At 62.7% G+C, this 16,038-nt stretch carries 13 protein-coding genes; 7 read left to right on the top strand and 6 right to left on the bottom strand.

The features are described from left to right. From VIZ63_RS13775 to VIZ63_RS13760, 4 genes are all read left to right on the top strand, one after another. Positions 1-3,979, top strand: a 3,979-nt coding sequence (locus VIZ63_RS13775; protein WP_331610232.1) for a response regulator, incomplete at its 5' end; no start/stop codon positions are given. A gap of 13 nt (positions 3,980-3,992) precedes the next feature. Next, positions 3,993-6,038: a response regulator gene (locus tag VIZ63_RS13770; protein ID WP_331610231.1), complete on the top strand. Its 2,046-nt coding sequence runs from the start codon at positions 3,993-3,995 to the stop codon at positions 6,036-6,038. A 142-nt stretch (positions 6,039-6,180) separates the two neighbouring features. Next, positions 6,181-6,663 carry a GNAT family N-acetyltransferase gene (locus VIZ63_RS13765; protein WP_331610230.1) on the top strand — a complete coding sequence of 161 codons (483 nt, stop codon included), beginning with the start codon at positions 6,181-6,183 and terminating at the stop codon, positions 6,661-6,663. 19 nt (positions 6,664-6,682) lie between these two features. Continuing rightward, positions 6,683-7,150, top strand: a complete 468-nt coding sequence (locus tag VIZ63_RS13760; RefSeq protein WP_331610229.1) for a DUF6714 family protein — start codon at positions 6,683-6,685, stop codon at positions 7,148-7,150. 82 nt (positions 7,151-7,232) lie between these two features. Here the strand turns inward: VIZ63_RS13760 and minE are convergent, their stop codons facing one another. From minE to minC, 3 genes are read right to left on the bottom strand one after another with little or no spacing between them, the layout of a single operon-like run. Then, on the bottom strand, positions 7,233-7,490 hold the full coding sequence (minE, locus tag VIZ63_RS13755; protein WP_331610228.1) for a cell division topological specificity factor MinE: 258 nt from the start codon (positions 7,488-7,490) through the stop codon (positions 7,233-7,235). Between the two features lies 1 nt (position 7,491). After that, positions 7,492-8,304 (bottom strand): septum site-determining protein MinD, encoded by an 813-nt coding sequence (gene minD, locus VIZ63_RS13750; protein WP_331610227.1) that lies wholly within the window; start codon positions 8,302-8,304, stop codon positions 7,492-7,494. Between the two features lie 52 nt (positions 8,305-8,356). Next, positions 8,357-9,103, bottom strand: a complete 747-nt coding sequence (minC, locus tag VIZ63_RS13745) for a septum site-determining protein MinC (RefSeq protein ID WP_331610226.1) — start codon at positions 9,101-9,103, stop codon at positions 8,357-8,359. A gap of 373 nt (positions 9,104-9,476) precedes the next feature. On the opposite strand from minC, the gene proS reads away from it, so the two are divergent. Together proS and VIZ63_RS13735 are read left to right on the top strand one after the other, a co-directional pair. Next, positions 9,477-11,006, top strand: coding sequence for a proline--tRNA ligase (gene proS, locus VIZ63_RS13740; RefSeq protein WP_331610225.1), 1,530 nt, complete (start codon positions 9,477-9,479; stop codon positions 11,004-11,006). A 140-nt stretch (positions 11,007-11,146) separates the two neighbouring features. After that, entirely contained in the window at positions 11,147-12,094 is a 948-nt protein-coding gene (locus VIZ63_RS13735; protein WP_331610224.1) for a DMT family transporter, read from the top strand. Here the strand turns inward: VIZ63_RS13735 and VIZ63_RS13730 are convergent. Next, positions 12,042-12,869, bottom strand: a complete 828-nt coding sequence (locus tag VIZ63_RS13730) for a LytTR family DNA-binding domain-containing protein (protein ID WP_331610223.1) — start codon at positions 12,867-12,869, stop codon at positions 12,042-12,044. The two genes, VIZ63_RS13735 and VIZ63_RS13730, sit on opposite strands and share 53 nt — an antisense overlap. Then, on the bottom strand, positions 12,866-13,963 hold the full coding sequence (locus tag VIZ63_RS13725; protein ID WP_331610222.1) for a sensor histidine kinase: 1,098 nt from the start codon (positions 13,961-13,963) through the stop codon (positions 12,866-12,868). The genes VIZ63_RS13730 and VIZ63_RS13725 overlap by 4 nt, the downstream gene beginning before the upstream one ends. A 365-nt stretch (positions 13,964-14,328) precedes the next feature. Here VIZ63_RS13725 and VIZ63_RS13720 point away from each other — a divergent pair, with 365 nt between their 5' ends. Then, positions 14,329-14,688, top strand: a complete 360-nt coding sequence (locus tag VIZ63_RS13720) for a UrcA family protein (RefSeq protein WP_331610221.1) — start codon at positions 14,329-14,331, stop codon at positions 14,686-14,688. A gap of 281 nt (positions 14,689-14,969) precedes the next feature. Here the strand turns inward: VIZ63_RS13720 and VIZ63_RS13715 are convergent, their stop codons facing one another. Then, positions 14,970-15,878: a DMT family transporter gene (locus VIZ63_RS13715; protein WP_331610220.1), complete on the bottom strand. Its 909-nt coding sequence runs from the start codon at positions 15,876-15,878 to the stop codon at positions 14,970-14,972. Positions 15,879-16,038 lie beyond the last annotated feature (160 nt).

Here is a 16,038-nt window from a genome sequence, read left to right as displayed (position 1 = left end):
CAACACGATGGTGGACCAGCTCAACTCCTTTGCCTCCGAAGTCACGCGCGTGGCGCGCGAAGTCGGTACCGAAGGCAAGCTCGGCGGCCAGGCGCGCGTCGATGGCGTTGCCGGTACCGGGAAGGATCTCACCGACAACGTGAACCTGATGGCCGCGAACCTCACCGGCCAGGTGCGCAATATTGCCGATGTGACGACCGCCGTGGCCAGCGGCAATCTGTCCAAGAAGATCACCGTCGACGTCAAAGGTGAAATCCTCGAACTCAAGAACACCATCAACACGATGGTGGACCAGCTCAACTCCTTTGCCTCCGAAGTCACGCGCGTGGCGCGCGAAGTCGGTACCGAAGGCAAGCTCGGCGGTCAGGCCAACGTGAAGGGCGTGGCCGGTACCTGGAAGGATCTGACCGACAACGTGAACCTGATGGCCGCGAACCTCACCGGCCAGGTGCGCAATATTGCCGACGTGACGACGGCCGTGGCCAGCGGCAATCTGTCCAAGAAAGTCACCGTCGACGTCAAAGGCGAAATCCTCGAACTCAAGAACACCGTCAACGTGATGGTGGACCAGCTCAACTCCTTTGCCTCCGAAGTGACGCGCGTGGCGCGCGAAGTGGGTACCGAAGGCAAGCTCGGCGGCCAGGCGCGTGTGGAAGGCGTCGGTGGTACGTGGAAGGATCTGACCGACAACGTGAACCTGATGGCCGCGAACCTCACCGGCCAGGTGCGGGGTATCGCCGAGGTCGTGACCGGCGTGGCCCACGGCGACCTGACCCGCAAGCTGGTCGTGGAGGCCAAGGGTGAAATCGCCGCGCTGGCGAACACCATCAACGGCATGATCGATACGCTCGCCACGTTCGCCGACCAGGTGACGAACGTCGCGCGTGAGGTCGGCACCGAAGGCAAGCTGGGTGGCCAGGCGAGTGTGCCGGGCGCCGCCGGCCTGTGGCGCGATCTGACGGACAACGTCAATCAGCTCGCCGCGAACCTCACGACGCAGGTGCGCGCCATCGCCGAAGTGGCGACCGCCGTGACCAAGGGCGATCTGACGCGATTCATCACGGTGGAAGCCTCGGGCGAAGTGGCCTCGCTCAAGGACAACATCAACGAGATGATCCGCAATCTCAAGGACACGACGCAGAAGAACACGGAGCAGGACTGGCTCAAGACCAATATCGCGCGCTTCACCCGCCTGCTGCAGGGCCAGCGCGACATCCGCCACGTGTCGAACCTGATCCTGTCGCAACTCGTCCCGCTGGTGAATGCGCAGCAGGCCTTGTTCTACCTGACCAGGCCGACCGACCAGGGTATGGTTCTGGAACTGGTCGCAAGCTACGCCGCGCCGCATCGACCGCGACCGCCGCAGAAACTGAACCTGGGCGACGGCCTCATCGGCCAGTGCGCCGTCGAAAAGCGCAGCATGCTGCTGAACGACGCGCCGCACGGCTACATGCACATCAGTTCCGGACTCGGTCATTCCAAGCCGATCAGCATCATCGTGCTGCCGGCGCTGTTCGAAGGTGAAGTGAAGGCCGTGCTCGAGCTGGGCTCCTTCGAACGCTTCAGCACGGTCCACACGCTGTTCCTCGATCAGCTCATGGAAAGTATCGGCATCGTGCTGAACACGCTGGCCGCGAACATGCAGACCGAAGCGCTGCTGGCCCAGTCGCAGCTGCTCACACGCGAACTGCAGAGCCAGCAGGACGAGCTCAAGAACACCAACGACCGTCTCGAGCAGCAGGCGACCACGCTGCAACGCTCCGAAGACCTGCTGCGCTCGCAACAGGAAGAGCTGCGCGGCAAGAACGAGGAACTGGTCGAGAAAGCCAACCTGTTGTCGTGGCAGAACAAGCAGGTGGAAGCGAAGAACCAGGAAGTCGAACGCGCCAAGGAACAGCTGGAGGAAAAAGCGGAACAGCTGGCCCTGACATCGAAGTACAAGTCAGAGTTCCTGGCGAACATGTCGCACGAACTGCGCACGCCGCTGAACAGCCTGCTGATCCTGTCGAAGCTGCTGGCGGACAATGCCGACAGCAATCTGATGCCGAAGCAGATCGAGTTCGCCCAGACCATCAATCGCGCCGGCACGGAACTGCTGGCGCTGATCAACGACATTCTCGATCTCTCCAAGATCGAGTCCGGCACCGTGACGCTCGATGTCGGTACCGTCGAGTTCGCCGAAGTGGTCGACAACCTGCAGCGCGGCTTCGAACAGCTGGCTACCAACCGCAAACTGAACTTCCGGATCGAACTCGATGCGTCGTTGCCGCCGGCGATGACGACCGACGAGAAGCGCCTGCAGCAGATCCTCAAGAACCTGCTGTCCAACGCCTTCAAGTTCACTCATGAAGGCGGCGTCGTCCTGTCGATCCAGCGTGCGCGTTCGGGCTGGAACCCGATGAACGACCTGCTCAACGGTGCCGCGGCCGTCGTGTCCTACTCAGTCAGCGACAGCGGCATTGGCATTCCGGCCGACAAGCTCCGCGTGATCTTCGAAGCCTTTCAGCAGGCCGACGGTACGACCAGCCGCAAGTACGGCGGTACTGGCCTCGGCCTGTCGATCAGTCGCGAAATCTGCCGCCTGCTCGGCGGCGAGATCACGGTGGAGAGCACACCCGCTCGCGGCAGCCGCTTCACGCTGTACCTGCCGCTGATGTTCGACATGACCTGGCGACCGGTCACGAGCCTGGTGCACCACTCGACACGCGACAGCGAGCCTGCGCCTGCCCAGGTCGTGTCGGTCGACAGCACCCCGCTGCTGCGGGCCGCGGAGCTGACGGACGATCGCCAGATCATCCAACCGGGCGATCCGGTGTTGCTGATCATCGAAGACGACGCGAAGTTCGGGCAGATCCTGCTCGATCTCGCGCACGACCGCGGCTTCAAGGCCGTGGTCTCGCCGACGGGCAGCGGCGCACTGGCGCTGGTGCGACGCTTCAACCCGGCCGTGATCACCCTGGACATCCGCCTGCCCGACATGGATGGCTGGCGCCTGCTCGACATCCTCAAGCGCACCGCCGAGACGCGTCACATCCCGATCCACATCATCTCGGTGCAGGATCCGCGCGAGCGTGGAACCCAAATGGGCGCTTTCTCCGTGCTGGAGAAGCCTGTCGATCGCGAGACCCTGCAGCAGGCGCTGGCCCGGACCGAGGATTTCATCGCCCGTCCCACCAAGGAGCTGCTGCTGATCGAAGACGACGACCTGCAGTTCGGCGAGATCTCGCGGCTCATCGCCAGTAACGACGTGCACGTGACGCGGGTGTGCACCGGCAAGGAGGCGCTCGAGGCGCTACAGAACGGCAGTTTCGACTGTGCCGTCGTCGACCTGGTGCTGCCGGACATGGACGGTGTGAATCTGATCGAAGCCATCCGGCGCGATCCCGCGCGACGTCTGCCGGTCATCATTCATACGGCGAAGGATCTGAGTCCGGAGGAGGAGGCGCGGCTGCGCAAGCTCGCCGAATCCTTCATTACCAAGGGTCCGGAATCGCCACAGCAGTTGTTCGATGAGACTGCACTGTTCCTGCACCGCGCCGTGGAGAACATGCCCGCCGACCAGCGCCGCATCATCGAGAGCGCGCGCCGTCGCGAACCAGGTCTTGCAGGGCGCAGGGTGCTGATCGTCGACGACGACATCCGCAACATCTTCTCGCTCACCGGCGTGCTCGAGCAGCACGACATCGAGGTACTACATGCGGAGAATGGCCGCGATGGCATCGCGATGCTCGACGCCACTGCGGGCATCGACATGGTGCTGATGGACGTGATGATGCCGGACATGGACGGTTACGAAACCATGCGCCAGATCCGTTCGCGCGAACATTTCCGCAAGTTGCCGATGATCGCGATCACGGCCAAGGCCATGATGGGCGATCGCGAGAAGTGCATCGAAGCCGGCGCCTCCGAGTATCTGTCCAAACCCGTCGACGTCGACCAGCTCGTGTCCATGATGCGGGTCTGGCTGCGACGCGTGTAACGCCACGGCCCGCATGAACGCGAACACAGCGCCCATCAGCCTCGCGGTGACGAGTGGCCGTCCGGACGCGGCGACCATTCTGGTCGTCGATGACGAGGCCAAGAATCGCTACGCCCTGGTGCAGGTGCTGGCCGATCTCGAGGAGAACGTGGTCGAGGTGGCGTCCGGCGAGGACGCGCTGCGATTCCTGCTGCGCGAAGAATGCGCCGTCATTCTGCTCGACGCCAACATGCCGGGTCTCGACGGCTACACCACCGCCGAACTGATCCGCCGGCGCGATCGCTCGCGGCACATTCCCATCATCTTCGTCAGCGCCATCGACCGGGATGACAAGCACGTCCGCCATGCCTATGCACTCGGCGCCGTCGACTATGTGTTCAAACCCGTCGACCCGCTTATCCTGCGTTCCAAAGTGTCGGTGCTGGTCGAGCTGTTCAAGAAAAACGCGGAAGCGCACCGCGCCGCGCGTCTCGAACACTTGCTGCTGGAAGAGAATTTTCGTATCCGCCAGGAAAAGCTCGAAGCCGAGCGGCAATTGCGCCAGAGCGAGGAACAGCAGGCGCTGATCCTGCGCTCGCTGCCCATCGCGGTGTACAGCAGCGAACTGGACTCCAACCTCGCCGGTCCGCGTTTCGTCGGCGACGGCATTGCCGGGTTGACGGGATTCCCACGGGTGCAGTTCATCGATCAGCCCGATCTGTGGGCGTCGCGCATCCATCCGGACGATATTGCGCGCGTCATGGCTGAAGCAGGCTCGTTGCAGGCGAAGGGCGCAATGAGCACCGAATATCGCTGGCGCTGCGCGGATGATACGGAGCGTGTATTTCTCGATCAGGCCGTGGTCGTGGCGGGCGAGCCCGGCAGCAATCGCACCATCTTCGGCGTCTGTCTCGACGTGACCGACCGGCGGCAGGTGGAACAGCAACTGTTCCAGTCGCAGAAAATGGAAGCGGTGGGCCAGCTCACCGGCGGTATCGCGCACGACTTCAACAATATGCTGACCGTCGTCATCGGCAACCTCGACGCGCTGACGCGCTCGCTCAAGGGTACGGGTCGCAACTTCGATCGCGTGCAGATGGCGCTCATTGGATCCCTGAGCTGTGCCGAACTCACGCAGCGCATGCTCGCGTTCGCGCGCCGCCAGCCGCTGCAGCCGCGGCCGCTCAACCTCGGTCAGGTCAGTCGCAATATCACCAAGCTGCTGGGCCGCACGCTCGGCGAGCGCATTCGCATGGATGTCGCGGTCGCCGACGGTCTGTGGCTGGTAATGGCCGATCCCGCGCAGATCGAGTCATCGCTGATCAATCTCGCCGTCAATGCACGCGACGCCATGACCGAGGGGGGTGCGCTGAAGATCGAAGCCCGCAACGTGCACTTCGATCGCCCGGATGAAGAGATCCCGAGGGGAGACTTCGTCGTGCTGAGTGTGACCGACACGGGCTCGGGGATGACGGGCGCGGTGTTGAGCCGCGCCATCGAGCCATTCTTCACCACCAAGAAAATGGGTCATGGCACTGGCCTCGGCCTGAGCATGGTGTACGGATTCATGCGTCAGTCCGGCGGCCACATGCGTATCGACAGTTCGCCGGGCCGCGGTACCAGCGTGCGGTTGTACCTGCCGCGCGTCATTGCCGACATGCACGTGGAAGCAGCCGCCTCGCTGGATGAGGAATCCGATGACTATTCCGGCCTGGAGCGCACCGTACTGCTGGTCGAGGACGACGCCGGTGTCCGTGCCGTCACGGCCTCGCTGCTGCGTGAACGGCAGTTCTCGGTCATCGAAGCCGACAGCGGCGTCCGCGCACTGGAGATCATCGATCGCGAACCCGCCATCGACCTGTTGTTCACCGATGTCGTGATGCCGGGCGGCATGGATGGATTCCAGCTCGGCAGACTGGCGCGCGAGCGCCGCGCCAATCTGCCGGTGCTGTATGCCACCGGTTACGCGGCGTCGTTCAGCGCGTCGGAGCAGCATGCCGACGTGCTGGCCAAGCCATATCGCGAGAAGGATCTGGTGGCTAAACTGCGGACCTTGCTGCCACAGACGACGCAGGCGTAGAAAAACAAGCCAGAAGCAGGTCCCGCGGGACGGGGAACGCGGGAGGTCTGAAAGCGGGTTTTGCGCTCGTCTCCCTGGGAATTCCTCTTCTGTCTTCGCAGTGGCCACGCAGCATGCCGGCGACGTTGCAGGAGTCCTTTGCGTGATCGTCCGACGGTATCAAGCTACTGATCTCGAGCGCGTGGTGGCGGTGTTCACTGCTGCAATTCACACGCTGGCGTCCGATCACTACGACGAAATCCAGCGCAGCGCGTGGGCCCCGCAGTCACCGGATCTCGACGAATGGCGCCACCGCCTCGCCCTGGTGCAGACCGTCATTGTCGAAGAGGGCGACCGCCTCGCGGGCTTTCTCTCGTATGAATCCGATGGGCACATCGATCTTTTATATACAGCTCCGCAGTGCGCACGCAGTGGCGTGGCCTCGGCGCTCTATCGTCACGTCGAAGCGCAGTTGCATTCGTCGGGCGTGCAGCAACTCTTTACCGAGGCGAGTCTGGTCGCTCGGCCGTTTTTCGAGCGGCACGGTTTTCGCGTCCGCGAAGAACAAACGGTTCATCGTCGCGGTATTTCCTTCAGGCGCTTTCGCATGTGCAAGTCGCTGACCGGCGCTACGATCGATTCATGAAGGCAATGCCATCGGCGGTATGACGAGCACGGAGGACGCGCAGTTCAGCGAGCGGCTCTATGCTGCGTTTGCCGCTGCGGCGCGGCCGGCGTTGCACGAGATCACGCCGCATCGTTGCTGGGCGTGTGACGCGGTACGTGCTCGCCTGGCGCGACACCAGTCGCGCGAGGTGCCGATTGCGGACATGGAGTGGCTGGGCGACAGCTTGCCGCTGCTGGGGCCGAAGGCGCTGCGTTACTACTTGCCGAGATACTTCGAGTTCAGCCTCACTCACCGCCATTCGACGGCGTGCGAGTCAGTTCTGTATCACCTGACCGCGGAGCAGCCGGCGAGTGATTACTGGGCGGCGCGTTACGGTGTTTTCTCACCGGGTGAGCGCGATGCCATCGTCGAGTACCTGCGATATCGGGCAGCGTGGCCGGACGCAGAGATTGAACAGGAACGGCTGGAACGCGGACTGCGATTCTGGTCCGGGCAGCAAGGTTAGGTCGGCACGCGGCATGGCCGCGCTGCCTGATAGAGACGAGCGCAGGGACCCTGCATTCCGCAAGGCACTCCTGCCGGGCTGTTCAGCCTGCTGCCTTCTCTGGCAGAGCGACTGAGAATTCGAGCACTTCCTGGCCGTCTTCCTTTTCGACGCTGATCTGGATGGCTTCCGGATCGACGTTGACGTACTTGCGGATCACTTCCAGGACCTCGCGGCGCAATAGCGGCAGGTAGTCGGGAGCGCCGCGTGAGCTGCGTTCCTGCGCGACGATGATGCGCAGGCGTTCCTTGGCGACGTTGGCCGTGGGCTGCGAGCGACGGAAAAAGGCTAGCAGTCCCATCTCAACCTCCGAACATGCGCGCGAAGAACCCTTTCTTCGGTTCTTCGATGAAGCGTAGCGGCAGAGTTTCGCCGAGCAGACGGCTGACTGAATCTTCGTACGCCAGCGATACATCGCTTTCGACGTTGAGGATCACCGGGTTGCCGGCGTTGGAGGCGGAGAGCACATCGGGCGATTCGGGAATCACGCCGATGACTTCGATGCCGAGGATCTCCTTGACGTCGTCCACGCTCATCATCTCGCCGGTGGCGACACGCTGTGGGCTGTAGCGCGTCAGCAGCAGGTGTTCCTTGATCCTGGACTCGCCCTTTTCGGCGTGCGCGGTCTTGCTCGCGAGCAGGCCGAGGATGCGATCGGAGTCGCGCACCGAAGACACTTCCGGGTTGACCACGACCACGGCGCGATCGGCGTAGTACATCGCCAGGTGCGCACCCTTCTCGATGCCGGCGGGCGAATCGCAGATGATGAAGTCGAAGCCGTCGGCGATCATCTCGTCGAGCACCTTGCGAACGCCTTCGGCGCCCAGCGCGTCCTTGTCGCGGGTCTGCGAAGCCGCCAGCACGAACAGGCTTTCCAGACGCTTGTCCTTGATCAGCGCCTGCTTGAGGGTGCAGTCGCCCTGGATCACGTTCACGAAGTCGTACACCACGCGCCGCTCGCAGCCCATGATCAGGTCGAGGTTGCGCAGGCCGATGTCGAAATCGATGACGGCGACTTTCTTGCCGCGTTTGGCGAGTCCACAGGCAAGGCTGGCGGACGTCGTCGTCTTGCCCACACCTCCCTTGCCCGAGGTGACTACGATGATCTCAGTCAATGCTTGGATCTCCTGGAGAAGAAAAGAAGCCTCTGTATCTTGCGTGCGACATTCAACCGCCAATCCGCGCAAAACGCAGGTCGTCGCCATCCAGCCACGCCTGCACGGGCTTGCCGGCGAGCTCGGGCGGGATGGTTTCGAACACGCGGAACACGCCGGCGATGGATACGAGCTCGGCGTTGAATTCCTGGCAGAACACGCGGGCGGTGATTTCACCCCGCGCGCCGGCCATCGCGCGGCCGCGCAGTGGACCGTAAATGTGCACGCAGCCGTCGGCCATCACCTCGGCGCCAGCGCCGACGACCGTCATCACGACCAGGTCGCGATTGCGCGCATAGACCCGCTGTCCCGAACGGACCGGCTGATGCTGCATCAGGGCCGGCATCGCAGGTTCGACGGTGGCCACAGGCGCAGGGGTGATCGACGCGACCGCGGCCGGTCGCGGTGCCTTGCCCTGGGCGCGGAACTGGGTGAGGACCGGCAGATCGAGCGCGCGAGCCAGTACGTTGATGGTCTCGGTGCCGTCGAAAGCGACGCCGATCGGCAACAGTCCGACCTGGCGGATCGTGTCGATGAACGCGCGCGCCTGCGCCTCATCGGGCTGGGTTTCCAGCGCGCTCATGTCGAGGCAGGCCGCTGCGCGTTCGAACAATTGCGGCGCGGCCGCGATGCGTGCCGCCAGCTCATCGTGGATGACCTTGACGTCGGTGCTGCGCACGCGCAGTTGCACCAGGCCGACCTGACCGAAGCGGACTTCACACGCAGTATCAAGTGCGCTGGATACGGCTTTGTTGTTCAAGAATCGACTTTCTCGGGCTGCGTCGGATGAAGGTTCACGCGCAAAAGCAGCGTCACTCGAGGCGCGCGCGGAGTTTAACGTTTCGTCGCGTGATTCGCTGCTGTCTTCTCGAAGAAGAACGGAACCAGGAATCTCCACGGGGAGACGGGGAGCCCGGGGTCGGAGGGAAGGAATCTGTCGACGTTGTTTCCCTGCGCAACGACGCCGAGCTCGCTCGAGTCCGGCCATGTGGACGGCCGCTAGCAATCGATCTTATCCCGGTGATCCCCGTGTCCCCCGTGGAGGTCTTTCTCCTATCCGATTCCGGGCGTTCGCCAACAGGGGAAATCTGGTGTAATCGCGTCCCTCGACCGTCAGCCAGTTTCGTACTCCGATGAGCAACAAGCCCCGCACCGCCATTACGCCGACCCGTGAGGAAAACTACGCCGAGTGGTATCAGCAGGTCATCAAAGCGGCCGATCTCGCGGAAAATTCCGCGGTCCGCGGCTGCATGGTCATCAAGCCGTGGGGCTATTCGCTGTGGGAGAACATGCAGCGGGTGCTCGACGACATGTTCAAGGCGACGGGTCACCAGAACGCCTACTTTCCGCTGTTCATCCCGCTGTCCTTCATGCAGAAGGAGGCCGCCCACGTCGAAGGGTTCGCCAAGGAATGCGCCGTCGTCACCCATCACCGGCTTGAAGCCGACGCTGACGGCAAGCTGGTCCCGGCTGGCGAACTCGATGAGCCGCTGGTCGTGCGTCCGACGTCCGAGACCATCATCGGCGATGCATTTTCCCGCTGGGTGCAGAGCTATCGCGACCTGCCGCTGCTCATCAATCAATGGTGCAACATCGTTCGTTGGGAAATGCGCACGCGCATGTTCCTGCGCACGACCGAGTTTCTCTGGCAGGAAGGCCACACGGCCCATGCCACCAGTGAAGAAGCGGTGGAAGAAACCATGCGCATGCTCGATGTGTATGCAACCTTCGCCGAGGAATGGCTCGCGGTGCCTGTGATCAAGGGCGAGAAAACCGCGGGCGAACGCTTTCCTGGCGCGGTGAGCACGTTCTGTATCGAAGCCATGATGCAGGACCGCAAAGCACTGCAGGCCGGCACCAGTCACTTCCTCGGTCAGAATTTCGCCCAGGCCAGCGAGATCCAGTTCCTCGATCAGAGCGGTACGCGACAGTTCGCGTGGACCACCAGCTGGGGCGTATCGACGCGCCTGATCGGCAGCCTGATCATGACCCACTCAGACGACGATGGCCTGGTACTGCCGCCGAAGGTTGCGCCGACCCAGGTCGTCATCATTCCGATCTACCGATCGGACGAGGAGAGGCCGCGCGTCATCGACTACTGCCGCAAGGTCGCGCAGGAGTTGCGGGCGCAGCGTTACGCGGACCGTCCTGTCAGCGTGATCGTCGATGAACGCGACGAACGCGGCGGCGAAAAAGTCTGGGGCTGGATCAAGAAGGGCGTCCCTGTGCGCCTGGAAGTCGGCCCGCGCGACATGGAGAAGGACGCGCTGTTCGTCGGCCGCCGCGACAAGACCCCCAAGGAAAAGCAGAGCATCCCGCGCGCCGACTTCGTCGCCAGCATCGCCACGACCCTGCAGTCGATTCAGGACGGCCTGCTGGAGCGCGCCCGCGTCTATCGCGAACAGCAAACGTATCGCATCGACACCAGGGAAGAGTTCTACAAGTTCTTCACCGCACCGACCGTGCCGGAGAACGCACCGACCCCGATCCACGGCGGCTTCGCGCTCACGCACTTCAGCGGCGACGTCGACCTGGAACGCCAGATCAAGGACGACCTGTCGGTCACCGTACGCTGCATTCCGCTGGAAAAGAGCGAAGCAGGCACCTGTCCCTTCACCGGCAAGCCGAGCCCGCAGCGAGTGGTGTGGGCGAAAGCGTATTGAAAGGAGGGCCGATGAGGCCCTAGGCGCTAGGCCCTAGGGGCCAGGTCGAAAGACCCAGGAGCACCATGTTTGCGTCGAGACCGCTCGGTCCTGCTTTTTCTCTGGCTAGTACCTAGAGCCTAGGGCCCAGGGCCTTCGCAATGTCCCCCCACTCCCGTTCCCTGCTCCAGATCCACTTCTGTGTGGTGCTGTGGGGTTTCACGGCGATTCTTGGCAAGCTGATCACGCTGCCGGCGGCGACGCTCGTGTGGTGGCGCATGGCACTGGTCGTGGGTGCGCTGCTGCTGGTGCGGCAGTTCTGGACGGGTTTGCGCGGCATGGCGCCGCGCCTGCTGTGGACGTATGCGGGCATCGGTGTGCTGGTGGCGATGCACTGGCTGACGTTCTATGGCTCGGTCAAATTGTCGAATGCCTCGGTTGCAGCAACGTGCATGGCGTTGACGCCGGTGTTCGTCGCGTTCGTCGAACCCTGGATTGCGCGTCGTTCGTTCGACGCACGCGAGCTGCTGTTCGGGATCGCCGTAATTCCGGGCGTTCTGCTCGTCGTTGGCGGCACGCCGGGTGAAATGCGGCTCGGCATTGCGATCGGTGCGCTGTCCGCGCTGCTGGTGGCGATGTTCGGTTCGCTAAACAAGCGTTTCATCGGCGAGTCGGATGCGTTGAGCGTCACGGGCATCGAGATGGGCGCCGGGGTGATCGTCATGACCCTGGTCGTACCGCTGATGGTGCCGGCCTCGGAATGGATGCGGTTGCCGCAGGATCTCGATGCGATCTATCTCGTGGTGCTGGCCCTGGGCTGCACGCTGCTGCCATTCGCCTTGTCGCTGGTGGCGTTGCGTCACTTGAGCGCGTTCACGACGGCGCTCGCGGTGAACATGGAACCGGTATACGCGATCGTGCTGGCAGTCGTGTTGCTGGGCGAACAGCGCGAGCTAGATCCTGCGTTCTACATCGGTGTCGCCATCATCATGATCGTCGTCTTCAGCCATCCGCTGCTGATGCGGCGGCGTTCGCCGGCCGCCATCGATGCGCCGCTTACGGACGGCGTTGCAGGAGCTGGTCAACCCGGTCGCGGTACGAGCGGCTGAGCTTGATTTCCTGACCGTCTTCCAGCGTCAGGAAATACTCGCCGTTGGTGTGCGGACGCAGACGTCGCACGCGCTTCACGTTGACGATGGTCGAGCGGTGCACGCGCTGGAAGATCTTCGGGTCGAGGATCGACGCCAGCGATTTCATGGTCTCGCGCAACACGTACGTGCGGCCCTCGGCATGGACGCACATGTAGTCGCCGGCAGCATCGATCCAGTCGATCGTCGACACATGCACGCGCACGGTATCGCTGTCGTCGCGGATCGGCAGGATCTCTGCGTAACGAGGTTCCTGGGTGGCTGCGAGCTGTTCGCGCAGCGTCTGTTCGTCGATCGACGAGGTGCCACGCGTCTGCGCCAGCAGGCTCATCAGCTTCTCGCGCTGCGCCACGGCGTTGCGCTGCTCCCAGTGTTCGCGCACGTGAGTGAGCGCCTGTCCGAAGCGTGCGTCATTGATGGGTTTCAGCAGGTAGTCGAGTGCATGGGCATCGAACGCGTCCAGCGCATAGCGATCGTAGGCGGTGACGAACACGACCATCGGCATCGATTCCTGCGGAATGCGTGACAAGACATCGAAGCCCGAAAGACCCGGCATCTGGATATCCAGGAACATCAGGTCAGGCTGCGACTCGCTGATCGCTGCGAGTGCCTCGCGACCGTTGACGCACTGGCCGACGATTTCGATGTCCGGGTAGCCGCGCAGGCGGATCTCCAGGCCGCGGCGGGCCAGTTCTTCGTCATCGACGATCAGGGCGCGGATGGGTCGGGCGCTCATGCGGACGCTCTACTCTCGAAGGGTGACTGGACCGGAGTGCGTTCTGCGGGAAACGCCAGTGCCACCCGCAGTCCAGGATGAATGCCCGTGACGGTCACGTGACCGCTGCTGCCGTATAGCACCTGCAGGCGTTCGCGCGTGTTGCGGATACCCACACCCCGACCATTGGTGAGTCGTGCCGGATCGACCAGCCCCGGGCCGTCGTCTTCGACGGCGAGGTGCAGCAACCCGTTCTCGACCTGCGCGGCGATGCGGATGCGACCGCCTTCCTCGCGCGGCGAGATCGCATATTTTATGGCGTTTTCGATCAGCGGCTGCAACAGCAGACTCGGCATCAGGATCGTCGTCGCCTCGTCATCGATGTCGTACTGAATGGTCAGTCGCGTGCCGAAACGCATTTTCTCGATGTTCAGGTACAGGTCGAGAGCCTCGAGTTCCTGCGCCACGGTGACCTTCTTCATCGGGTCCTGGTCCAGCGTGTAGCGCAGGAACTCCGACAACCCCGAGACGGCGGAGTTTGCGACCGAGTTGCGGTTGTCGATGATGAGCGTCGAGATGGCGTTCAGTGTGTTGAACAAGAAGTGCGGGTTCAGCTGGTAGCGCAGCATTTTCAGCTGCGCTTCCTGCGCCAGCGCCGAAGCCCGCAGTGCGCGCTCGCGCTGCAGCTGCATCGATTCGTAGTACTTGAAGCCGAAGTACAACCCCATCCAGCACGCGAACAGATAGGTCGCGGTCATGGCGCCGCTCAGGTACTCGTACCAGTGGACCATCGGCCAGTCGGTCTCGACATACTTCTCATAAGCCACGTTGATGATCACGCGCCATACCAGCGCCGTGAAGTACGCCGTGCCGAGCGCCGCGCTGATCATGATCGCAGGCGGCTTGGTCCACAGGTAACGGCACAGGTAGCGCAGCGGCGCGCTGAGAAGAAACCCGGAGATCGTCGCAACGATGATCACGCTCAGGTACTCCGCGGCCTTGCCGTAGAGGACGAAGCCGAGGTACTGCGATATCGCGTAGCTGCTCCAGCCGATCGCATGCAGCGACCAGAACGCCAGGTCGCGGTTCTTCTTGAAGATGCTCGCAGTGCTCATCCGGCAGTTCCTGCTTCGATGCGGCAGCTTAAGCACTGAGTGCACTCAAGCCCAGTGTTTCGTCGCTCCCGGCGCACGCTTTGTCGCAATCGCTGCTATTTCGCGATTCCGCTCACATCGCTGTAACTCCGTGCGCGGTCCGTGTGTCCTGCATTCAAGTAAGCAGGTTGGAGCCGAAGCAGGAGAGCCGAAGATCGTCTGGTTCGCCGAATCGACGCAGTCGTGCGATGAGTCGAGGCAACTCTTCCTGCTGCAGACATCAAAGCTTCACGTGGCCGCTGCAACCTTTCCAGCAGCAGCCGCATCTCAGAATCAACTGCGCAGTAGATGGATCAAATTCAGGAAAGCACGAACGGAGAAACGTCATGTCAGCCAGGTCATTCATTGCTGCGATTGCAGCCGCCGGTGTCGTCACAGGGTCATTGCTTGCTGCAAGCGTGCAGGCGCGACCCGCTGCGCCGCAGATCAGGGTTCCGCTCGATCGATACGATCTGTCGAAGCAGGCCCATGCCGATCAGTTGTATTCGCGGTTGCAGCGCGCTGCCCGCACCGTGTGTGGTTCGCGTGAAGCGCGGGAACTGAAAATCCGTCAGTTGAACGAGGAATGCTACGCAACCGCGCTCGCGAATGCGGTCACTGACGTGAATGACGCGAAACTGACGGCATTGCATCAGTCGGACAGCGAACTGCGCATCGCATCGCGCGGCGACCGTCCGCGCAGCTGATGCGTCACGAATTCCCGGCCCGCACCGTGGCCGGGTTGCCCCCGGCGAGGACACCGAGCTGCGAATCGGTGCTCTCTCGCCGGGCGGCTCTCTGACAGTGAACAGTTGAAAGTGGATAGTGGATAGCGGCAGAGCAGCGGAGGCGGGTTTTGCCGCGTTCAACTATCAACTGTCACTATGGCTCTCTCGATAGTGGGAGAGGGTTGAAAGTTGACAGTGGATAGTTGAAGAGGAACAGCGGCATCACTTCTCCCCGTGCTTCAACTTTCCACTATCAGCTTCTACTCCGTCGCCGGTGGTCTCGACACACCCAGCCGGCTTTCACGAATCGTGATGTAGAGCGTTGATGCGATGATGATGACCGCGCCGGCCATGGTCAGTGCGTTCGGCACATCACCGAAGAGTACGAAGCCGAAGATGATCGCGAACACCAGTCGGGTGTAGTCGACCGGCGCCATCACGGCGGCATCGCCTTCTGACATTCCCTTGATGTAGGTCGCCTGGGTGACAGTGCCAAGCACGCCCATCGCGGCGAGCAGCATCAGGTCGATGAAAGTCGGCCAACGCCAGACGAACAGCGCCGGTGGAATCGTCAGCACGAATCCAAGCACCGCCGACCACGCCATCAGCGTCGTCGTCGTGTGGTCGCGCGTCATGATCTTCATGCCGGTGACCGTGAGCGCGATCAGTAACGCAGCGACGAGCGCAGCAATGGCCGGCAATCCCATCTCTCCTTGCGTCGCCGGTTGCAGCATCAGCAGCGCGCCGAGAAAACCAACCACGGTCGCAGCGATCCGGCGCGAACCGACCGGTTCCTTCAGCACGAAAGCCGCCAGCGGTACCACCCACAACGTACGAGTGAACGACAGCGCATTGGCATCGGCCAGCGGCAGCTTCTGATAGGCATAGAACCCGAGAATCATGCCGATCGTACCGGCCAGCGCACGGAACAACAGGAGGCCCGGTCGCGTCGTGCGAAATGCCGCCGCGGGATTGCGCGCGATGATCGGCACCATCACCACCAGCCCGAATAGCTGGCGATAGAAGGCCTGCAGCGACGCCGGATAGTCCTCGCCCAGGAACTTGATCAGCATCGTCATCGCCGTAAAAGCGACGGCGGATGCGAGCATCCATAGAGATCCGCGCGCATTCCCCGGCAGGCGCTGGTAAGCAACAGAAACTTTGGTCACGAAGAATGGCCGGCGCAGTAGGCGATCACACCGCTGCTTCAGTCAGGACTGTAGCAGGGCGCCGAACCGGGAAGGAGATATACAAAGGAGCCCCAAAGCAAGATAAAGGAGGAATCTCCCGTGCTCTTCTGTGTTCTTCCTTGCGCTCCTTTGTGTACCT

Source organism: Povalibacter sp. (genome assembly GCF_036520495.1).
Classification (GTDB): Bacteria; Pseudomonadota; Gammaproteobacteria; order Steroidobacterales; family Steroidobacteraceae; genus Steroidobacter.
This window is presented reverse-complemented; position numbering and strand designations above follow the sequence as displayed.